21 protein-coding genes are annotated in these 19516 nt (G+C 62.9%); 16 read left to right on the top strand and 5 right to left on the bottom strand.

From position 1 onward, the window contains the following. Positions 1–60: 60 nt before the first annotated feature. From NKH13_RS07085 to NKH13_RS07075, 3 genes are all read right to left on the bottom strand, one after another. On the bottom strand, positions 61–531 hold the full coding sequence (locus tag NKH13_RS07085; RefSeq protein WP_352911671.1) for a DUF2852 domain-containing protein: 471 nt from the start codon (positions 529–531) through the stop codon (positions 61–63). Positions 532–647: 116 nt separating this feature from the next. After that, positions 648–1790 (bottom strand): benzoate/H(+) symporter BenE family transporter, encoded by a 1143-nt coding sequence (locus NKH13_RS07080; RefSeq protein ID WP_352911668.1) that lies wholly within the window; start codon positions 1788–1790, stop codon positions 648–650. 4 nt (positions 1791–1794) lie between these two features. Beyond that, entirely contained in the window at positions 1795–2562 is a 768-nt protein-coding gene (locus NKH13_RS07075; protein ID WP_352911666.1) for an alpha/beta hydrolase, read from the bottom strand. A gap of 214 nt (positions 2563–2776) precedes the next feature. On the opposite strand from NKH13_RS07075, the gene infC reads away from it, so the two are divergent. From infC to NKH13_RS07030, 9 genes are all read left to right on the top strand, one after another. Beyond that, on the top strand, positions 2777–3313 hold the full coding sequence (gene infC, locus NKH13_RS07070) for a translation initiation factor IF-3 (RefSeq protein ID WP_023677573.1): 537 nt from the start codon (positions 2777–2779) through the stop codon (positions 3311–3313). A 201-nt stretch (positions 3314–3514) separates the two neighbouring features. Beyond that, positions 3515–4156, top strand: coding sequence for a methyltransferase family protein (locus NKH13_RS07065; protein WP_352911663.1), 642 nt, complete (start codon positions 3515–3517; stop codon positions 4154–4156). Positions 4157–4347: 191 nt separating this feature from the next. Next, entirely contained in the window at positions 4348–4551 is a 204-nt protein-coding gene (gene rpmI, locus NKH13_RS07060) for a 50S ribosomal protein L35 (RefSeq protein ID WP_006201248.1), read from the top strand. A 148-nt stretch (positions 4552–4699) separates the two neighbouring features. Further along, a complete protein-coding gene (rplT, locus tag NKH13_RS07055; RefSeq protein ID WP_352522431.1) occupies positions 4700–5101 on the top strand; it encodes a 50S ribosomal protein L20 in 402 nt (133 codons plus the stop codon). A 96-nt stretch (positions 5102–5197) separates the two neighbouring features. After that, a complete protein-coding gene (gene pheS, locus NKH13_RS07050; protein ID WP_352717222.1) occupies positions 5198–6283 on the top strand; it encodes a phenylalanine--tRNA ligase subunit alpha in 1086 nt (361 codons plus the stop codon). A 106-nt stretch (positions 6284–6389) separates the two neighbouring features. Then, entirely contained in the window at positions 6390–8798 is a 2409-nt protein-coding gene (pheT, locus tag NKH13_RS07045; protein WP_352717223.1) for a phenylalanine--tRNA ligase subunit beta, read from the top strand. Between the two features lie 10 nt (positions 8799–8808). Beyond that, positions 8809–9402: a prolyl hydroxylase family protein gene (locus NKH13_RS07040; RefSeq protein ID WP_352568469.1), complete on the top strand. Its 594-nt coding sequence runs from the start codon at positions 8809–8811 to the stop codon at positions 9400–9402. A gap of 28 nt (positions 9403–9430) precedes the next feature. Then, entirely contained in the window at positions 9431–9778 is a 348-nt protein-coding gene (locus tag NKH13_RS07035) for a hypothetical protein (RefSeq protein ID WP_352911658.1), read from the top strand. Positions 9779–9822: 44 nt separating this feature from the next. After that, on the top strand, positions 9823–10425 hold the full coding sequence (locus NKH13_RS07030) for a nucleotidyltransferase family protein (protein WP_352911655.1): 603 nt from the start codon (positions 9823–9825) through the stop codon (positions 10423–10425). 269 nt (positions 10426–10694) lie between these two features. Here NKH13_RS07030 and NKH13_RS07025 read toward each other — a convergent pair whose 3' ends face one another. Then, complete coding sequence (locus NKH13_RS07025; protein WP_352911652.1) at positions 10695–11690, bottom strand: aldo/keto reductase; 996 nt, start codon at positions 11688–11690, stop codon at positions 10695–10697. A gap of 105 nt (positions 11691–11795) precedes the next feature. Here NKH13_RS07025 and NKH13_RS07020 point away from each other — a divergent pair, with 105 nt between their 5' ends. The 5 genes from NKH13_RS07020 to NKH13_RS07000 all read left to right on the top strand — a co-directional run bounded on the left by NKH13_RS07020 (position 11796) and on the right by NKH13_RS07000 (position 16982). After that, on the top strand, positions 11796–12686 hold the full coding sequence (locus NKH13_RS07020) for a LysR family transcriptional regulator (RefSeq protein ID WP_352717226.1): 891 nt from the start codon (positions 11796–11798) through the stop codon (positions 12684–12686). A gap of 60 nt (positions 12687–12746) precedes the next feature. Further along, positions 12747–13325, top strand: coding sequence for a cytochrome b (locus tag NKH13_RS07015; RefSeq protein WP_352717227.1), 579 nt, complete (start codon positions 12747–12749; stop codon positions 13323–13325). Between the two features lie 68 nt (positions 13326–13393). Continuing rightward, entirely contained in the window at positions 13394–13969 is a 576-nt protein-coding gene (locus NKH13_RS07010) for a YceI family protein (RefSeq protein ID WP_352717229.1), read from the top strand. A 308-nt stretch (positions 13970–14277) separates the two neighbouring features. After that, a complete protein-coding gene (locus NKH13_RS07005) occupies positions 14278–15264 on the top strand; it encodes a Gfo/Idh/MocA family protein (RefSeq protein ID WP_352490432.1) in 987 nt (328 codons plus the stop codon). A gap of 59 nt (positions 15265–15323) precedes the next feature. Beyond that, entirely contained in the window at positions 15324–16982 is a 1659-nt protein-coding gene (locus tag NKH13_RS07000; protein WP_352911649.1) for an FAD-binding dehydrogenase, read from the top strand. A gap of 61 nt (positions 16983–17043) precedes the next feature. Here the strand turns inward: NKH13_RS07000 and NKH13_RS06995 are convergent, their stop codons facing one another. Next, entirely contained in the window at positions 17044–17790 is a 747-nt protein-coding gene (locus tag NKH13_RS06995) for a GntR family transcriptional regulator (protein ID WP_352911647.1), read from the bottom strand. A 99-nt stretch (positions 17791–17889) separates the two neighbouring features. Here NKH13_RS06995 and NKH13_RS06990 point away from each other — a divergent pair, with 99 nt between their 5' ends. Both NKH13_RS06990 and NKH13_RS06985 read left to right on the top strand, forming a co-directional pair. Further along, positions 17890–18444: an autotransporter gene (locus NKH13_RS06990; RefSeq protein WP_352911644.1), complete on the top strand. Its 555-nt coding sequence runs from the start codon at positions 17890–17892 to the stop codon at positions 18442–18444. 157 nt (positions 18445–18601) lie between these two features. Continuing rightward, positions 18602–19387 (top strand): DUF899 domain-containing protein, encoded by a 786-nt coding sequence (locus NKH13_RS06985; protein WP_023677589.1) that lies wholly within the window; start codon positions 18602–18604, stop codon positions 19385–19387. The last annotated feature ends 129 nt before the right edge of the window (positions 19388–19516 follow it).

Genomic DNA, 19516 nt, shown 5'->3' with positions numbered 1-19516 from the left:
CAAAAAAGAAACGGCGCCGCTGACGCGACGCCGTTGGATTATCTATCTGCGCACGGGACCTTACTCGTCGAGCAGGCCTAGCGTGCCGCTGGGTTTGTTGTTCGTCGTCGATCCGGTCGTGGGTGATGTCGACTTGTTGCGGTTGGCCATGAAGCGGTCGAACTCTTCCTGGTCCTTGGCGCGGCGCAATTCGCGGGCATATTCGTCGAACTCGCTCAGCATCTCGTCGAGCTTGCGGCGTTCCTCGGCAAGCCGCTCGAGTTCCTTTTCGCGCCAGTCGTCGAAAGCGACGTTGCCGGTGCGGGCGGAGCCATGACTCCAGCGCGCGGCCTTGTCGGAACCGCGGCGGCAGCCGGCGAAGATGCCGTCGGTGGCGCGGTTGACGTCACGCTTGAAGCCGTCGAGCCTGTCGCCCCAGATGATGTAGGCGAGCATGGCTAAGCCGAGCGGCCAGAACACCATGAACCCGATCACCATCAACGCGATGGTCGCCGGCGTCCAGGCCGGACGGATCAATGCAGATGTGTTCATTTCTCCCAATCCTTCAGTTGGAGACAGCCAAATCCGGCTGCGTGGAATCGAAATGGGATGGAGAAAACGGCGATTCAAGACAGCAACCGCCAAAACCGGACAAGCGGCTGAAATGATTATCGCTTTTTGAGCTTTTCGAGGAAAAGCACGACCAATCCCGCTATCAGCCCCCAGAAAGCCGCACCGACGCCGAATAACGTCAGCCCCGACGCGGTGACCGCGAAGGTGACGGTGGCGGCCATCCGCTCGTCCTCGTCTTTCAGGGCGATCGACAGCGCATTGGCGAGCGGTGCCATTAGCGCCAGGCCGGCGACCAGCGCGATCAGGCTCGGCGGCAATACGGCGAAGATCGCCACCAGCGACGCGCCGAACAGGGCAAAGACGAGATAGGCCAGTGCGTAGAACGGCCCGGTCTTCCAGCGCTCGGCTGGATCGGGATGCACGTCGGGTCCGGTGCAGATCGCCGCCGAGATCGCCGCCAGATTGGTGGTCGAGGCGCCGAACGGCGCCGTCAGCAGCGAAAACAGGCCGGTGACGCCGATCAGCGGCCCGGGTTCGGGATGATAGCCGGCTGCCCTCAGCACGGCGAGGCCGGACAGGTTCTGCGAGGCCATGGTGACGAGGTAGAGCGGCAAAGCGAGGCCGATGATCGCGGTGGCGGTGAACTGCGGCATCACCAGCGTCAAGCTCGAGAGTTCCGGTGCCGGCAGACCGCCGACCCGGCCGGTGAGGAAGGCGGCGAGACCGCCGCCGATCAGCACCAACAGCACCGACAGCGCCGGGTTGAACAGGCGGATGACGAAGAACGCCGCAATCAGCGGCAGGATCAGCCACGGGTCGACGGGAACGGTTTTCACCGCATTGATGGCGAAGGTGACGACGATGCCGGCCAGCATTCCGGACGCGACCGAAGCCGGTATTCTGGCGATCAGCTTGGTCAACGGCCCGAACAGGCCTGTGGTGATTAGCAGGACCGCGGTGACGATGAAGGCGCCAACCGCCTCGCCCATCGAAAAGCCGGTCGATGCGGCGATCAGCGCCACGCCTGGCGTCGACCATGCGGTGATGACCGGCATTTTTGTGCGCCAGGACAGCCACAGGCTCTCGATCGCCATCGCCAGGCAAAGCGCCGCCACCCAGCTTGCGGTCTCAACCTGCGTTGCGCCGACCGCCTTGGCGGCGGCGATGACGATGGCCAGCGTACCGCCGAAGCCGACGATCGCCGCCACAAAGGCAGACATCGGAATGGAAATGCGCATGTCCTTATCCCGCCTGCCGCACCATCGCGCCCACCGCCCGCACCAGCATGTCGAGATCCTGAGGCCGCGACAGGCGGTGGTCGCCGTCGGGGATGAGCGACAGCGTGACGTCGTCGGCCGGCAGCAGGCTGACCAGCTTCAGCGCATGGCTCGACGGCACGTCGGGATCGGCCAGTCCTTGCAGGATGTGGACCGGGCAGTGCGTGTCGATCGGCCCGGTCATCACCCGGTTGCTGCGGCCGTCCTCGATCAGAGCGCGCGTGTAGATGTAAGGCTCGGCTGAATAACCCGACGGCTCTTCGAAAAAACCCTTTTTTCTGAGGTCGCGCTTCTGCGCCCCGGTCAGCACCGGCTCCACCAGTTCGAACGTGAAATCAGGCGCCGGGGCCAGCAGCACAAGGCCGGCGACACTGTTCTCGCCCGCCTTGCGCAATTCCTGCACCATACGCAGCGCGATCCAGGCACCCATCGACGAGCCGACCAGGATTTGCCTGCCCTGGGTGAAGCGACGGTAAACGGCCAGGCTCTCGTCCAGCCATTTCGAGATGGTGCCGTCGGCAAAGGCGCCACTCGATTCGCCATGGCCGGAATAATCGTGGCGCAGGAAGGCGCGGCCTTCCCCGAGCGCCCATTCCGACAGGGCTTCGGCCTTAGTGCCCAGCATGTCGGATCTGTAGCCGCCAAGCCAGACGATGCCGGGCTCGGCAGCTGCCGCATGCCTGACGGCGATGCTCGTCCCGTCGACGTCCAGAAAGATCGGGGTGGTGGTCATGGTGTATTCCCTCACGCCGGTCTTTTGGCACAGCAAGGCATTCAACGAAAAGTGCTCTGCTACTTTCTTCGCTTGGTGCAGAGGAGCATTCATCGAGCAGGTGATTTCCTGAGAATGCTGTGCTATTGACTCCGACCGCGCGCTCACCACATTGCGCGTTCGCAATTCTGAACTGAAGAACCCCTTAACGAAACGGCTCAAGGAGACCACGACCATTCGCAGACCTTTCAAAGCAGCGGCGCCCACCAAGGAAGGCCCGCGCTCCAACCGTGACATCCGGGTTCCCCGGGTCCAGCTAATCGACGCCGAAGGCCAGAACCGCGGCGATGTCTCCATCAACGACGCATTGCTGCTCGCCGAAGAGGCTGGGCTCGATCTGGTCGAGATATCGCCCAATGCAGTGCCGCCCGTCGTAAAGATCCTCGATCTCGGCAAGCTGAAATACGCCAACCAGAAGAAGGCGGCCGAGGCGCGCAAGAACCAGAAGGTCATCGAGATCAAGGAGATCAAGATGCGCCCGAACATCGACAGCCATGATTATGAGACCAAGATGAAGGCCGTCCGGCGCTTTTTCGAGGAGGGCGACAAGGTCAAGCTGACATTGCGCTTCCGCGGTCGCGAGATGGCGCATATGGAACTCGGCATGCAGCTTCTGAACAAGGTTCGCGAGGAAGTGGCGCCCATCGCCAAGGTCGAAGCCGAACCGAAGCTCGAAGGCCGCCAGATGATGATGGTGCTGGCGCCCCGCTAAAGCGCGTTGCGCTTTAGTTCTGTTTTGTGCATGTCGTTGTCCCAAAACCGCGGCGCACTTTTGGGCGACATGCATTAAATCCGCCTGAATCATGTTGCAAGGCGTCCCGGCGATCGGCGGGGCGCCTGTTTCTTGTCCAGACGCTGCGATCGCCGGCGAGCGCAAAGACGCTCTGGTTCCCTCGACGATCGGATTCCCGACATGGTCAATGACGTCAAGCATTCGGAAGCCAAATATGGGCTGGGCAGCTACCAGCACACGCGCAGGATGGTGCTTGCCGTCGTCGTCGTCGTCCTGTTCGCGATGCTTTTGTTCGGGCAGTCGGTTTTTCCGCCCGATACGCCAGTGCATGAAACGATCGAAATGGTTGGCGTCGTGCTGATCTTTCTCGGCATCGTCGGGCGCTTGTGGTCGACGCTCTATATCGGCGGTCGCAAATCCTCCGAAGTGGTGACCGGCGGACCCTATTCGATCACCCGCAACCCGCTCTATGTCTTCTCTACTTTAGCTGCCGCCGGTGTCGGCGCACAGATCGGCTCCTTCACCGCCACGATCGGCTTTGGAGCGCTCTGCGCGGGTGCCTTTTACATCGTTATCCTGCGCGAGGAGAAATTCCTCAAGGAGGTTCTCGGCGCGCCATACCAGGCCTACCTGGCGAAAGTGCCGCGCTTTTTACCGAAGCTGTCGCTGTATGAGGAAGGCGACACCGGCGGCTTCAAGCCGCGCCTGCTGCGAACCACGCTGCTGGACGGTCTGGTCTTCCTGGTTGCCTTGCCGGCTTTCGAACTGATCGACGGCGCCCAGCAGTCCGGCATATTGCCGGTGCTGTTCCGTTTCCCCTGAGTACAGTGTTGCTGAGTACAGCGTTGCTGAGCACGGGGTGTTGCGCGCGCCCCCGCTTTGACGTATAGGACCGCCGTTCCCAAAAAACCGCCCGGCAGGGCATGCCGTGGCGGTTTCATTTGCTTTTCGGGCTTTGGTCGGCCTGAAGCGAACAAAAAGCGCATTGGTGCGCATATAAACGGAGTAGCAAAATGCCCAAGATGAAGACCAAATCGGCCGCCAAGAAGCGGTTCAAGATCACAGGTACGGGTAAAGTTCTGTCGGCTGCGGCCGGCAAGCGTCACGGCATGATCAAGCGTTCCAACAAGTTCATTCGAAATGCCCGCGGCACGATGGTTCTGGCTGAACCGGATGGCAAGAAGGTCATCAAGAATTTTCTGCCGAACGGCCTCTAGGGCATGATGCCAAAAAGTTGCAGACTTTTTGGAAAACATCATGCACCAAAATAAGGGCATTCGGTCTGGACACGCATTTGTTTTACGCAATTCCGAACGGAAAACCGCTAGGCACTTTTCCTGGAATTGCTTTTAAGGAGATCATGACATGGCACGCGTAAAGAGAGGCGTCACCTCGCACGCCAAGCACAAGAAGGTCCTGAAAGCCGCCAAGGGTTTTTACGGCCGTCGCAAGAACACCATCCGCATCGCCAAGCAGGCGGTGGAAAAGTCGATGCAGTATGCGTATCGCGATCGCAAGAACCGCAAGCGCTCGTTCCGCGCGCTGTGGATCCAGCGCATCAATGCGGCGACGCATGAGCATGGCCTGACCTATGGCCGCTTCATCGACGGTCTCAACAAGGCCGGCATCGAGATCGACCGCAAGATCCTGTCGGATATGGCCATCCACGAGCCGCAGGCCTTCGCCGCACTCGTGGCCAAGGCCAAGGTTGCACTCGAATACCTCAAGAACACCACGCCGAATGCTTTTGAAAGCGCTGTCGCTTAAGACCAGCGCTTCCCAAGCTATTCGACACTTGATTTGGGAAACCCGCGCTGGCAGGGCTGGCGCGGGTTTTTCTTTGCTTCCAATCGGATCTGGAACATGAGTGACATGGAAACTCTCGAAAATTCCCTGATGGCCGAGATTGCCTCGGCTGCCGATGAGCAGGCGATCGAGGCGGTGCGTGTCTCTGCTCTCGGCAAGAAGGGCTCGGTTTCCGAGATACTGAAGACACTCGGCTCGATGAGCGCCGAGGAGCGCCAGGTCAAAGGCCCGGCAATCAACGGCCTCAAGAACCGCGTCACCGAGGCACTTTCTGTTCGCCGCGCCGAGCTGAAGGACGCGGCGATTACGGCCCGTCTCGCCGCCGAGAAGGTCGACGTCACCTTGCCGGTCAGGCAATCGCCGGCCGAGCGCGGCCGCATCCATCCGATCAGCCAGGTTATCGACGAGATCGCGGCGATCTTCGGCGATCTCGGCTTTGCCATCGCCGAAGGTCCGGACATCGAGACCGACTATTACAATTTCACCTCGCTGAACTTCCCGGAAGGCCACCCGGCGCGCGAGATGCACGACACCTTCTTCTTCCAGCCGGACGCGCAGGGCGAGCGCAAGCTTTTGCGCACCCACACCTCGCCGGTACAGATCCGCACCATGGAAATGCAGAAGCCGCCGATCCGCATCGTCATTCCCGGCAAGACCTACCGGCAGGATTCCGATGCCACCCACTCACCGATGTTCCATCAGGTCGAGGGGCTGGTGATCGACAAATCGGCCAATGTCGCCAACATGAAGTGGGTGCTGGAGGAGTTCTGCAAAGCCTTCTTCGAGGTGCCGAGCGTCAAGATGCGCTTCCGGCCGTCCTTCTTCCCGTTCACCGAGCCCAGCCTCGAGGTCGACATCCAGTGCGACCGTTCGCGGCCGGGCGAAGTGCGCTTCGGCGAGGGCTCGGACTGGATGGAGATCCTCGGCTGCGGCATGGTCCACCCCAATGTGCTCCGCTACGGCGGCCTCGATCCCGACGAATACCAGGGCTTTGCCTGGGGCATGGGCATCGACCGTATCGCCATGCTGAAATACGGAATGCCAGATCTGCGCGCCTTCTTCGACGCGGATGTGCGCTGGCTGTCGCATTACGGTTTTAGGCCGCTCGACATGCCGACGCTGTTCGGGGGCTTGAGCGCGTGACAACCGGGCCGCAGCAAATCCGCGGGCAGCTCGCCTTCCTGCACATGTCCGACGCGCGGCCGCATAGCTTCAAGTGCAGCGTGCCTAGACCAGACGGAACACAGTCATGAAACTTACCCTCTCCTGGCTCAAGGATCATCTCGAGACCGACGCCTCGCTGGCGGAAATCGTCGAGCGTCTCACCTCGATCGGCCTCGAGGTCGAGCATGTCGACGACCGGGCGAGCCTGGCCCCCTTCGTCATCGCCAAGGTGGTGACGGCGGTCCAGCATCCCGACGCCGACCGGCTTCGCGTGCTGACCGTCGACACCGGCGACGGCAGGGCGCCAGTGCAGGTTGTGTGTGGAGCGCCGAACGCCCGCGCGGGCCTGATCGGCGCCTTTGCAGCACCGGGCACCTATATTCCCGGCATCGACGTGACGCTGACCGTCGGCAAGATCCGCGGCGTTGAAAGCCACGGCATGATGTGCTCCGAGCGCGAGCTCGAATTGTCAGAAGAGCATGACGGCATCATCGACCTGCCGGCCGATGCGCCGGTCGGCACCAGTTTCGCCGCCTATGCCCATCTCGACGATCCGCTGATCGAGATCAATCTGACGCCGAACCGGCCCGATGCAACCAGCGTCCATGGCATCGCCCGCGATCTGGCTGCGAGCGGGCTCGGCACGCTGAAGAGCGCGCCGATAGAGCCGGTCCCCGGCAAGGGCGAGACGCCGGTCAAGGTGACGATCGAAGCGCCGGAGCTCTGTCCCGGTTTTGCGCTGCGCCTGGTGCGCGGCGTCAAGAACGGTCCGTCGCCGAAATGGCTGCAGCAAAGGCTTCTCGCCATCGGCTTGAGGCCGATCAGCGCGCTCGTCGACATCACCAATTACGTCACCTTCGACCGCGGCCGGCCCCTGCATGTCTTCGACGCTGGGAAGGTCACCGGCAATCTCGCCGTGCGCCGGGCGCGTGACGGCGAAAAGGTGCTGGCGCTCGACGGCCGCGAATACACGCTTACGCCGGAGATGTGCGTGATCGCCGACCAGGACGGCATCGAATCGATCGCCGGCATCATGGGCGGCGAGCATTCCGGCTGCGACGAGAACACCACCGACGTGCTGATCGAGTCGGCGCTTTGGGACCCGATCGCGACCGCCCGCACTGGCCGCACGCTCGGCATCATCACCGATGCACGCTATCGGTTCGAGCGCGGCGTCGACCCGGAGATGATGGTTCCCGGCCTGGAGCTGGCAACGAAGCTGGTGCTCGATTTCTGCGGCGGCACGCCGGCGCAAACCGAAGTCGTCGGCTACGCAGGCCATCGGCCGAAGATCGTCTCGTTTCCGTTGTCGGAAGTGAAGCGGCTGACCGGCATCGAAGTGCCGCGCTCGACGAGCCTCGACATTCTTGCCCGCCTCGGCTTCGAGCCGGAGGGCACGGGCGATGTCGTCAATGTGGCGGTCCCGTCCTGGCGGCCGGATGTCGCCGGCAAGGCCGACCTGGTCGAGGAGGTCATGCGCATCCACGGCGTCGACAACATCGCGCCGCAGCCGCTTGGTTCTCATGATGCGGTCAACGCCAAGATCCTGACTGTGCTGCAGATCCGCACCCGCGCCGCCAAGCGGGCACTCGCCGTGCGCGGCATGATGGAGGCCGTCACCTGGTCGTTTATTCCGGCAAAACACGCCGAATTGTTCGGCGGCGGCCAGCAGGCGCTGAAGCTTGCCAACCCGATCGCCGCCGATATGTCGGACATGCGGCCGTCGCTGCTGCCGGGGCTGATTGCGGCCGCGCAGCGTAATGCCGACAAGGGCATCGGCGATGTCGCGCTGTTCGAAGTGTCGGGCACCTACGAGGGCGATGGCGCCGACCAGCAGCGGCGTGTTGCCGCCGGCGTGCGGCGCGGCACCGCCAAGCTCGAGGGCTCCGGCCGCCATTGGGCCGGCAACGCCGGCGCCGTCGGCGTCTTCGACGCCAAGGCCGATGCGATCGCAGCACTCGAAGCCTGCGGCGCGCCGGTCGAGCGGCTGCAGATCGAGGCCGGCGGCCCGGCCTGGTATCATCCCGGCCGCTCCGGCACGATCAAGCTTGGGCCGAAGGTAATCCTTGGCACGTTTGGCGAGTTCCATCCGAAGACGCTGGAGGGGCTGGACGTCTCCGGCCCGCTTTGCGGCTTCGAAGTGTTCATCGATGCGGTGCCTGAGCCGAAGGCCAAGCCGACGCGGACGAAGCCGAGGCTCGATCTGTCCGCCTTCCAGGCGGTCAAGCGCGATTTCGCCTTCGTCGTCGACAAGGCGGTCGATGCCGGCACACTCGTTCGCGCTGCCCTTGCCGCCGACCGGAAGCTGATTTCCGGTGTCTCGGTGTTCGATGTTTTCGAGGGTGCAGCGCTCGGCGCGGCGAAGAAGTCGATCGCCATCGAAGTGTCGATCCAGCCGGTTGAAAAGACGCTGACCGATGAGGATTTCGAGGCGCTTGCCAAGCGCATCGTCGAGAATGTCGGCAAGCAGACCGGCGGCGTGCTCAGAACCTAGAACGGTTGCGATGATGGTTCACACCAGCAAGCTCTCCATCACCTGGCTGGCAACTCACATCGGGACGATCGACGGCTTCCTGGATGACCAGGAATGCGCCGATCTGATCGCTGACAGTGAACGGCGCGGTTTCGAGGCGGCCAAGGTGAACAGCTCCGGCGGCGCCACCGTCCTGAAGGAGCTTCGCAACAACGACCGGGTTGTCTTCGATGACGAGGACCTTGCGGATTTGCTCTTCGCACGGGCGCGGCCTCTGCTCTATCGTGGTCTCGGCGACTGGCGCTTGACCGGGCTGAATGAGCGTTTCCGTTTCTATCGCTATGGGCCGGGCCAGAAGTTCGATTGGCACCATGACGGCTATTTCGAGCGCCACGCCTTGGAGCGCAGTCAGTTCACGTTCATGATTTATCTATCGGATGGATTTGAAGGGGGAGGAACCTCGTTTCGCGGCGAGATGCCGGGCTATGCCGGTAGCAGTCTTCTGGTGAAGCCGAAGAAAGGAATGGCACTGGCGTTCTACCATCCGATCGAGCATCGCGGCGACGAGGTGCTGTCGGGGCGCAAGTACGTCATCCGAACGGACGTGATGTACAAGCGCCAATGAAAGGCTGTCCGTTGTGCCGCTGAGCTAGATGCACCTGACCCCGCTGGAAGTGTTTTTCGTCCAGGAGTTCTGCCGTTCCGCCGGCATTTCTCCTGTCATGATGGGTACCCTGAAAGTCAAAAAACGCAGCCGCGATCCTGTAGGGTTCATGACCACAGTCACTTCCTCATCGGTTGCTCCGGAATTGCGATTTGAGAGTCGGGTGTTCAGTTCGCCCAGGGTAGCGTATGTCGGCCCCGACCGGCTTCCTTGCGGCATGGTTTTGTTCTTCGACGAGGTTACAGGAAGGCTCGACGCGATCGAGGGCTTTGCATATGGCGAGGAGTGGCCTTCAAACGAAGAACCGTTCTTCTGGGCAGAGCCTGACGAACCATGAACTGATGGATTGCGCAGGCATCGCGAATCGCCTTCCAAGAGCCGATGGACCATCTGCGCTATTCCGGGCTCTCCTTCGAAACTCAGCGCACGGCGTTTCTCGACATCGTCTCGAAAGACGCCCTGATCCATGAAGCGCTGGTTCGCGCGCGCGGTCTCGACCTCCCCGACTGGCTGGTCGTGTCCGGCGCGCTTTACAACAGCGTCTGGAACCATCTGACCGGAAAGCCGTCGGGCTATGGCATCCGGGATGTCGACCTGTTTTATTTCGATGAGAGCGATCTGTCTTACGAGGCCGAGGATTTGGTCATTCGTTGTGCAGCGGAGCATTTCGAAGGGTTGACGCTTCTGGTCGAGATCCGCAATCAGGCGCGGGTGCATCTGTGGTTTGAGGCGCGCTTTGGCGGTTCCTATCCCAGACTGTCGTCGTCCGCCGAGGCGCTTTGCTATTTCGCGTCGAAGACGCATGCGGTCGGCGTCCGCTTCGGCAATCACGGCCAGCTGGAGCTCGTCGCGCCGTTCGGGCTCGACGAAATCTTTTCATTTCGAATTACGCCGAACCGGGCACTGGACAATCGGCAGACGCACGAGACGAAGGGCGCTCGCGCAAGGGAGAACTGGCCGGAGATCAGTGTCGTGCCTTGGTAGGAAATGTCGGCGCGAGGCACCCCCCTCTGTCCTGCCGGACATCTCCCCCTCAAGGGGGGAGATCGGATGTCGCCTCGGCTTTCGCCAATCACCGGCGCCGGAAGGGCGGGCAGGGCGCTGGAACTGCCAATCTCCCCCCTTGAGGGGGATATGTCCGGCAGGACAGAGGGGGGTGTTTCGCGCCAATTTCTCGCAATTATTTGCATTGCGCTGCCACCGAAAACGGGGTGCCGAAACGCCCCGTTTTCGATTCCGCCGTCGATCGCCACTCACCCGTTGACCAGGGCCAGCAGCTCCTCGGTATAGCGCTTGCCGACCACCTTCTCCGGCGACAGCGCATCGCCGATGGCCTGCACCTCGGCCGCGCTCAATTCGATATCCGCCGCCGCCGTATTCTGTTCCAGATGGCGGATTTTTCGTGCACCAGGGATCGGTACGATGAAATCGCCCTGATGCAGCACCCAGGCGAGCGCCAGCTGCGCCGGCGTCACGCCCTTCTCGGCGGCCATCTTTTCCAGCACGGCGACGACCGCCGCATTGGCCGCCATGGCGTCGGCCTGGAAGCGCGGCAACCCGCGGCGCCAGTCGTCGGCGCCGAGAACATCGGGCTTGGCGATCGTGCCGGTGAGCAGGCCGCGGCCGAGCGGGCTATAGGGGACAAAGCCGATGCCGAGCTCGCGGCAGACGGCCAAGACCTCTTCCTCCGGATCGCGGGTCCACAGCGAATATTCGCTCTGCACGGCGGCGATCGGATGCACGGCATGCGCCCGGCGGATGGTCGCCGCACTCGCCTCCGACAGGCCGAGCGCCCGCACCTTGCCCTCGCGCACCAGCTCGGCCATGGCGCCGACCGTATCCTCGATCGGCACGTTGGGATCGACGCGGTGCTGGTAGTAGAGGTCGATAACCTCCGTATCCAGCCGCTTCAACGACGCTTCGGCAACCGCCTTGACGTGTTCGGGACGGCTGTCGACGCCGGCCATGCGCTCCATGCCGCTGCCTTCTTCGAGGATCTTGAAGCCGAATTTGGTTGCGATCGTCACCTTGTCACGCACCGGCTTCAGCGCCTTGCCGACCAGGACCTCGTTCTCGTAGGGGCCATAGACTTCGGCCGTGTCGAAGAAATTGACGCCGATCTCGACGGCGTGGCGCAGCGTGGCAATCGCCTCCGCCTCCGGCTGGCCGCCATAGGCAAAGCTCATCCCCATGCAGCCGAGGCCGACCGGGTAGACGTCGAGTTCATTGCCAAGCTTGCGGGTTTGCATCACGTGTCTCCTTGTTGTGATGGTTGTGATGCGGCAGAGATAGCGTCTTGCGCTGCGTTCGATAATCGGCTCTCATCTGCACGGGCTGTTCCAAGAAATAGATCAATGAAGCGAACCCATCTTTCACAGCTCGCTGTGCTGGCAACGGTCGCCCAATGCGGCAGTTTTCGCGGTGCCGCCAAGGAGCTGGCAATCGCGCCATCCGCGGTCAGTCATGCGGTTTCCAGCCTCGAAGCGCGCCTCGGCGTCCGCCTTCTGGCGCGCAGTACGCGCAGCGTCGCGCCGACCGAGGCGGGCGCGCAGCTGCTCGAGCGTCTCAGGCCGGCGCTGTCGGAGATCGACCTGGCGCTGGAATCGGCGATCGAGGCACGCGACCGGCCGGCCGGCAATCTCAGGCTGACCGTGCCGCGCACCGCGGCCCACCTGGCGCTGACGCCAAGGCTCGGCGCCTTTGCCGCTGCCTATCCGGACATCGTGCTGGAAATCGTCATCGAGGACCGCTTCACCGACATGGTCGAGGGCGGCTTCGATGCCGGCGTGCGGCTGGGCGAGAGCCTGCAGCGCGACATGATCGCCGTGTGCATCGGGCCGAACCTCCGCGGCGCCGTGGTCGGCGCGCCGTCCTATTTCAAGACCAGGCCCAGGCCGCTGCATCCGCACGATCTTGCCGCTCACCGCTGCATCCGTTTCCGCTTCTCCAGCGGCATTCTCTACCGATGGGAATTCGAGAAAAACGGCGAGGAGATCGAGATAGCGGTACAGGGGCCGCTGATCCTCGACGAGGACCATCTGATTGCCAACGCCGCGGTAGATGGCGCCGGGCTTGCCTTCGTGTTCGAGGACTATGTCCGCGATGCGCTCACCACCGCCAAGCTCATTCGCGTGCTGGAGGACTGGTGCCCGCCTTTCGACGGCTTCTTCGTCTATTATCCCAGCAGCCGCCAGATGCGGCCGGCGCTCAGGGCCTTTGTCGATTTCTTCAAGGTCGGCGAGTAAGCCAACCCTCCCCACAAGGGAGAGGTGGAAGAAAGCCGACCTGGCATTCGTTCACCGACCATGTCAGCACTGCCCAAAAACCAGGCCACCGGCTACGGCTGGACGGCGATCATCCTTCACTGGCTGATCGCGGCGCTCTTTATCGGCCAGTTCGTGCTCGGCTTCGTCATGGTGAGACTGTCCAGCCAGCGCACCGCCTTCGAACTGATCCAGCTGCATAAATCCTTCGGCTTCCTGCTGCTTGGGCTGGTCATCCTGCGCATCGCCTGGCGCCTAGGCAGACCGACCCCGCCGCTGCCGCGCTCGGTCGGCCCGTTCGAGCGCCGGATGGCGCCGCTGGTCCATCTCGCGCTTTATGCGTTTCAGCTCGCTCTGCCGTTGTCCGGCTGGGCGCTGGTCTCGGTCTCGGTGCTGGAGATCCCGAGCGTGCCGTTCAATCTGTTCGTCATGCCCAATCTGCCGCTTGGCGAATCGGACAAGGCAGAAAGCTTCTGGGCAGCGACGCACTGGTATCTCGCCTATGCCGGCATCGGACTTGTCGCTTTGCATCTCGCCGCGGCGCTGCGCCATCATTTCTGGCTGAGGGATACGGTGCTGACGCGCATGATCACGGCTTCGTCACATCGCGACACGGAATAGAGCGGGCGGCTCATTCGTTGATGGGGCGAGGACGCAAGAAAGCGTTGCCTGCCAAGAGGACCATTTCCATGTACGCGCGCATCTTCGGATTTGCGGCAACTGCCGCTTGTTTTGCCATGCCTGTTTTCGCCGCCGTTGCCCTTGGCGACGCGGCCGGCAGCTACACCATCAGTCCGGGGAGTTCCAGCATCCACTTCTCCATCGCCAAGCTCGGCGGCGGCGGGCTCGACGGTGCTTTCTCCCGCTTCAAGGGCAGTATCCTCATCGACAACAGCGATGTCGGCCGGTCCCAGGTCAATTTCACCATCTTCCCCGAAAGCGTCGGTACCGGCCAAGGCCGCATCGATGCCTTTCTCCGCTCGGACGCAGTCTTCGACGCGGCCAACAATCCGGAGATCCAGTTCCGTTCGACCAGCGTCAAACGGACCGGCGACACGTCAGCCCTTGTCACCGGCCGGCTGACGGCGCGCGGCAAGACCTTTCAGGAAAAATTCACGGCCGAGCTTGGCGGCCTCAAGGCGGGCACGATAAAATTCCACGTCACCGGCAAGGTGTTGCGGTCGCGCTATGGCATGGATGTCGGCACGCCGATTTATTCCAACGTCGTCGACTTCGACATGACGCTGACGGGTAGAAGGGGATAGTCTTTGCGGAACCTGGTTCCTCGCCCCCGCAAAGCGGGGGAGAGGTGGCCCGGCGAAGCCGGGACGGAGAGGGGGACGACGGCCGCCAAGCCAGAATCCTGCAGGGGCAGGGCGCGGACTGATTATGATGCGAAGCCCATAACGGGCGCGTGAACAGCCAATTCGGCCGCCGCGAAGGCCCCTCTCCGTCTCGGGCTTCGCCCGAGCCACCTCTCCCCACTTCGTGGGGCGAGGAACCAGTGTCCCGCATTGGCTTTTCTCTTGAATTAGGGCAAACCTCCAGGCCTGCAATCGAGAGGAGAAACCTGATGTTCCGATGGGGTGTTTTGTCGACGGCCAAGATCGGCCGCGAGCAGCTTTTGCCGGCAATCGTCGAGGCGGAGAATGGCGTGCTGTCGGCGATCGCCAGCCGCGACCTGTCGAAAGCCCGGGCACTCGGTGAACGCTTCGGCGCGCGCCACGCTTTCGGCTCCTATGAGGAGCTGCTCGCCTCCAGCGACATCGACGGCGTCTACATTCCGCTGCCGACCTCGCAGCATGTCGAATGGACGGCCAAGGCGATCGAGGCCGGCAAGCATGTTCTGGTCGAAAAGCCGCTGGCGCTCGATGCCAAGGACATTCCGCCGCTGATCAAGCTGCGCGATGCCAGGAAGGTTCTGGTCTGCGAAGCCTTCATGGTCGTCTACCATCCGCAATGGATCAAGGTGCGCGAGCTGATCGCCAACGGCGCCATCGGCCGGCTGCGCCATGTCCAGGGCGCGTTCTCCTATTACAATGTCGACCCCAACAACATGCGCAACAAGCTCGATCTTGGTGGCGGCGCGCTGCCCGACATCGGCGTCTATCCGACGGTGTCGACACGCTTTTCGACGGGCAAGGAGCCGCTGCGCGTCCAGGCGACGATCGAGCGCGACAAGACATTCGGCACCGACATCTATTCCTCGATCCGTGCCGATTTCGGCGACTTCGAGCTGTCCTTCTACCTGTCGACGCAGATGGCGGCACGCCAGGTGATGGTCTTCCACGGCGAGAAGGGCTTCATCGAGGTGTTCTCACCGTTCAACGCCGGGCTCTACGACCATCACCGCGTCGAGCTGCACAACCAGAACCACAGCGAGGCGCAGGTGTTCCGCTTTCCTGGCACGCAACAGTACCGGCTGGAAGTCGAGGCCTTCGCGCGGGCGGCACAGGGCGGCAAGGACCGCGTCTTCACCCTGGAAGAATCCGTGCTCAACCAGAAGGTCATCGATGCCATCTTTCGCGCCGGCGAGAAGGAAGGCTGGGAGGCAGTCTAGGCCGGCCATGATCCCAAAAAGTGGGGGACCGGTTTTTGGACGAGATCATGGTCAAATAGATGCCCGACGACGCGGATGTGATCATTGTCGGCGCCGGCCTTGCCGGCCTTGTCGCGGCGGCCGAACTGACTGCGGCCGGCAAGAAGACCATCATCGTCGAGCAGGAGCCGGAACAGTCGCTTGGCGGTCAGGCATTCTGGTCGCTCGGCGGCATCTTCCTCGTCGATTCGCCCGAACAACGGCGCATGCGCATCCGCGATTCGTATGAGCTGGCGCTCGAGGACTGGCTGGGCACCGCAGCCTTCGACCGTGCGGAAGATCTCTGGCCGCGCCGCTGGGCCGAGGCCTATCTCGGCTTCGCCGCCGGCGAGAAGCGGTCCTGGCTCATGCAGCGCGGCCTGAAATTCTTTCCGGTGGTCGGCTGGGCCGAACGCGGCGGCGGCAATGCCGTCGGCCACGGCAATTCGGTGCCGCGCTTCCACATCACCTGGGGCACCGGCCCTGGCGTGCTCGAACCGTTCGTCCAGCGCGTGCGCGAGGCCGAGAAGCGCGGATTGATCCGCTTCAGGTTCCGTCACCGGGTCAACGAATTGACCCGGACGGGCGGCGTCGTCAACGGCGTGCGTGGCGACCTATTGGCGGCGAGCGATGCCGAGCGCGGCCGCAAGAGCTCGCGCGAGATCGCCGGCGATTTCGAGCTGAAGGCGCAGGCCGTCATCGTCGCCTCCGGCGGCATCGGCGCCAATCACCAGCTGGTTCGGGAGAATTGGCCGCAGCGGCTGGGTGCGCCGCCGAAACGCATGATCACCGGCGTTCCCGATCATGTCGATGGCCGCATGCTGGCGATCGCCGAGGCTGCCGGCGGCAGGCTCATCAACCGCGACCGCATGTGGCACTATGTCGAGGGCGTCAGGAACTGGGCACCACTCTGGACCGATCATGCGATCCGCATCCTGCCCGGCCCGTCATCGCTGTGGCTCGACGCGCGCGGCAAGCGCCTGCCGGTGCCGCTTTATCCCGGTTTCGACACGCTGGCCACGCTCAGCCACATCATGAGCACCGGATACGACTATTCCTGGTTCATCCTGACCAAAAAGATCATCCAGAAGGAGTTCGCGCTGTCGGGTTCCGAACAGAACCCCGATCTGACCGGGAAGAGCTGGCGCCAGGTGCTCGGCCGCGCCACCGGCGGCGTGCCCGCGCCGGTCAATGCGTTCATGGAGAAGGGCGAGGATTTCATCGTCGAGCCTGATTTGCCGGCGCTGGTCGCCCGCATGAACGCACTGACCGGCGGCGAGCCGCTGCTCGAACTGGGGCAGGTCGAGCGCGAAATCCGCGCCCGCGACCGGCAGCTCGACAATCCGTTCTCCAAGGACATGCAGATCACCGCGCTGCGCGGTGCGCGAGCTTATCTCGGCGACCGGCTGATCCGCACCGCAAGGCCGCACAAGCTGCTCGACCCCGCCAATGGCCCGCTGGTTGCCGTCAGGCTCAGCATCCTGACCCGCAAGACGCTCGGCGGGCTTGAGACTGACCTCGACAGCCGGGTGCTGGGCGCCGGCGGCCAACCGGTCGAGGGACTGTACGCGGTGGGCGAGGCCGCCGGTTTCGGCGGCGGCGGCATGCACGGCTATGCAGCGCTCGAAGGCACGTTTCTCGGCGGCTGCATCTTTTCCGGCCGCAGCGCTGGACGGGCGGCGGCACGCGCGGTGGGGTGAAACAAGGCCCGCGGCGGCCGTTTGCGCCAAGGTGGCGGTCGCACCGAATGGCCAACTTCCCTTAGGCGAAGGGCTGCAAATTGACGTCCTGAAGCTTGGAACTTGCAAGCAAAGCCTCGAGCACCTGCTTCTTGAGATACAGGCACTGCGAACGGGCAAGTTTGACGATGCCGGAAACGTCGCCTGCCTCGCAGGCAAGAACCAGTTCCTTTTGCTGGGCGATGATCAACTGGGTGAAGTCGCGCGACTTGAACCCGAGGTGGAGAACCCGCGCCGACTGGTCGAGGATCTGGTCCAGCAGATGCGCCAGCCGCAGATTTCCCGAGAGCTCCGCAAGGGCCAGACGAAAGGCACGATCGGCCGCAAGGAATGCAATTTGACTGCGTAGCGTCTCCGGCTTCAGCACTTTTTTTGCTGCCAGCCTGATGTCCTCCAGCCCGCGCTCGGTCATGTTCGATGCCGCCACCCTGAACACTTCCGGTTCGATCAAGCTACGGACATCGAAGATCTCGTTGACATCGCGCAGGCTGAGCGTCGCGACGACGTAGCCACGGCGCGGCTCGCTCCTGACCAGCCCTTCCTGCATCAGGCGGGCCAGCGCGGCGCGGATCGTCGCCTTTTTGATCAGGTATCGATCGCCGATCTGTTTCTCGGTCAGCGCTTCGCCGGGGCGCAGCACGCAGGCAATGATGTCATTCCTCAGCTGCTCATATGCCTGTTCCCTGCGAAGGACGTCGGCGGCTGACAGTGCTGTCGCCTCGACCGTGGCCGGCCTTGCCGGTTCGGCCCTCAACTTCGTCGTTTTCATATTTTGTCCGTCTGGCTGTCCGGTTGACGCTGGCATCAGCCTTCGCTAGCGTGAGCATCTCAGATTGGAAATCTGAGCATCTCAGGGAGGATAACTGATATGCCTTTACCCGCCAACTCGCCTCTCTACGCCGTTGCCGATGATATCGTCAATGCCGCGAAGGGGCCAGATCCCCTCGAAGCGGTAAGGACGGTCCTGGGCGACTACACCAACCGTTTTCACGCATCGGCAACACTCGCTCACGAAGAAGACGACGACGAGGTTCTTTTGCATGCGAGCCCGAACCTGACGATCTATCACATCACGCTGTCGCCCGGCCTGCAGTACCCGCCCCACAACCACCGGATGGATGCCTTGATCGGCATCTACAAGGGCAGCGAGACGAACTTCATCTATCCCGTTGCTGGCAGCGAACTCGATGTTCCCGAAAGGCAGGACATCGCAGCGCCTGCCGTGGTGCATCTGGCGTCAAATACCGTGCATTCGGTTGCGAATACAGGCAGCGCGCGATCGGGTGCGCTGCATGTCTACCTCGGCGATCTCACACGAACCCACCGCCAGCTGTGGAGCCCGGACAGCAACCAGGCCGAGCCGTTTGACAATGACCGCTACCTCGCCGGCGCTCGGCCCATTCAGCAGTCCGGGCACGAATGAGCGCGGGGGCGCCACGGGCGGCAAAGTCGGCAGTGATCAGCGAACCCGTCGGAATCGCGTCACACTTGTCACTCTCGCCAATCTGCTATCGCCCCTATCCTATCTCACGACCCAACACGTCGCGCCTGCGGCGACAAACCAGCAAGGGAGATGCACAATGACGGCACATCAGAATGGCACAGGCGAGCAGACGACGCGGCTCGCGATGAAGACACCACCGGTCGTTTCGCCTGACGCGTGGGAAGCCGCGCGCCAGCAACTGCTCGTGAAGGAGAAGACGGTGACCCGGGCTCGCGACGCACTGGCCGCCGAGCGCCGGCGGATGCCGTGGATGGCGGTGGAGAAGACCTATACGTTCGAAGGGCCCGACGGAAAGGTCAGCCTGCTCGACCTGTTCGAGGGCCGCCGTCAGCTGATCGTCTACCGCGCCTTCTTCGAGCCCGGCGTATTCGGCTGGCCCGACCACGCTTGCCGCGGCTGCTCGCTGGGGGCCGATCAGGTCGGCAACCTCGCCCATCTGAACGCCCGCGACACCACGCTTGCCTACGCCTCGCGCGCACCGCAGGCCGACATTGCGCGGCTGAAGGCGCGGATGGACTGGAAGATGCCCTGGTACACCATCACCGACAGCTTCGATGCCGACTTCGGCGTTGACGAGTGGCACGGTCATAACGTGTTCATCCGCGACGGCGATCGCGTGTTTCGCACCTACTTCATCAACAACCGCGGCGACGAGGCGATGGGGACGGTATGGAGCTATCTCGACCTGTCGCCGCTCGGCCGCCAGGAGGTTTGGGAAGATTCGCCCGAGGGCTATCCGCAGACGCCGACGTACAAGTGGTGGAACTGGCACGACAATTACGGCGCCGAAGCCGTTCCCGACAAAAAGTGGGTCGAGGTGTCGGACGCGGGAGAGGCCGCGTTCCGGAACCGCACTGAATAGAACGTCTTTGGCGTCGCGGAAATGCGGCTAGAGCGGTTCCCCCTTTGACGGAATCAAAGGGGATTCCAGATTTATCTGTTTTGTGATTCAAGATGCTGGCTGGAGTGGAGGCCAGCATCGGATGACCCG

It is taken from the genome of Mesorhizobium sp. M1348 (genome assembly GCF_040317925.1).
Lineage (GTDB): Bacteria > Pseudomonadota > Alphaproteobacteria > Rhizobiales > Rhizobiaceae > Mesorhizobium.
Note: the sequence above shows the minus strand (reverse complement) of the source record. Positions and strands in the feature narration are given on the sequence as shown.

Coding starts and splice junctions, on each gene's coding strand:
- rpmI (WP_006201248.1), top strand. CDS start 4,348: ATGCCCAAGATGAAGACCAAATCGGCCGCCAAGAAGCGGTTCAAGATC.
- NKH13_RS07005 (WP_352490432.1), top strand. CDS start 14,278: ATGTTCCGATGGGGTGTTTTGTCGACGGCCAAGATCGGCCGCGAGCAG.
- NKH13_RS07020 (WP_352717226.1), top strand. CDS start 11,796: ATGAAGCGAACCCATCTTTCACAGCTCGCTGTGCTGGCAACGGTCGCC.
- NKH13_RS07075 (WP_352911666.1), bottom strand. CDS start 2,562: ATGACCACCACCCCGATCTTTCTGGACGTCGACGGGACGAGCATCGCC.
- NKH13_RS07025 (WP_352911652.1), bottom strand. CDS start 11,690: ATGCAAACCCGCAAGCTTGGCAATGAACTCGACGTCTACCCGGTCGGC.
- NKH13_RS06995 (WP_352911647.1), bottom strand. CDS start 17,790: ATGAAAACGACGAAGTTGAGGGCCGAACCGGCAAGGCCGGCCACGGTC.
- NKH13_RS07030 (WP_352911655.1), top strand. CDS start 9,823: ATGGACCATCTGCGCTATTCCGGGCTCTCCTTCGAAACTCAGCGCACG.
- NKH13_RS07040 (WP_352568469.1), top strand. CDS start 8,809: ATGATGGTTCACACCAGCAAGCTCTCCATCACCTGGCTGGCAACTCAC.
- NKH13_RS07080 (WP_352911668.1), bottom strand. CDS start 1,790: ATGCGCATTTCCATTCCGATGTCTGCCTTTGTGGCGGCGATCGTCGGC.
- NKH13_RS07010 (WP_352717229.1), top strand. CDS start 13,394: ATGTACGCGCGCATCTTCGGATTTGCGGCAACTGCCGCTTGTTTTGCC.
- NKH13_RS07085 (WP_352911671.1), bottom strand. CDS start 531: ATGAACACATCTGCATTGATCCGTCCGGCCTGGACGCCGGCGACCATC.
- NKH13_RS06990 (WP_352911644.1), top strand. CDS start 17,890: ATGCCTTTACCCGCCAACTCGCCTCTCTACGCCGTTGCCGATGATATC.
- rplT (WP_352522431.1), top strand. CDS start 4,700: ATGGCACGCGTAAAGAGAGGCGTCACCTCGCACGCCAAGCACAAGAAG.
- pheT (WP_352717223.1), top strand. CDS start 6,390: ATGAAACTTACCCTCTCCTGGCTCAAGGATCATCTCGAGACCGACGCC.
- NKH13_RS07015 (WP_352717227.1), top strand. CDS start 12,747: ATGTCAGCACTGCCCAAAAACCAGGCCACCGGCTACGGCTGGACGGCG.
- NKH13_RS07000 (WP_352911649.1), top strand. CDS start 15,324: ATGCCCGACGACGCGGATGTGATCATTGTCGGCGCCGGCCTTGCCGGC.
- NKH13_RS06985 (WP_023677589.1), top strand. CDS start 18,602: ATGACGGCACATCAGAATGGCACAGGCGAGCAGACGACGCGGCTCGCG.
- NKH13_RS07035 (WP_352911658.1), top strand. CDS start 9,431: ATGCACCTGACCCCGCTGGAAGTGTTTTTCGTCCAGGAGTTCTGCCGT.
- NKH13_RS07065 (WP_352911663.1), top strand. CDS start 3,515: ATGGTCAATGACGTCAAGCATTCGGAAGCCAAATATGGGCTGGGCAGC.
- pheS (WP_352717222.1), top strand. CDS start 5,198: ATGAGTGACATGGAAACTCTCGAAAATTCCCTGATGGCCGAGATTGCC.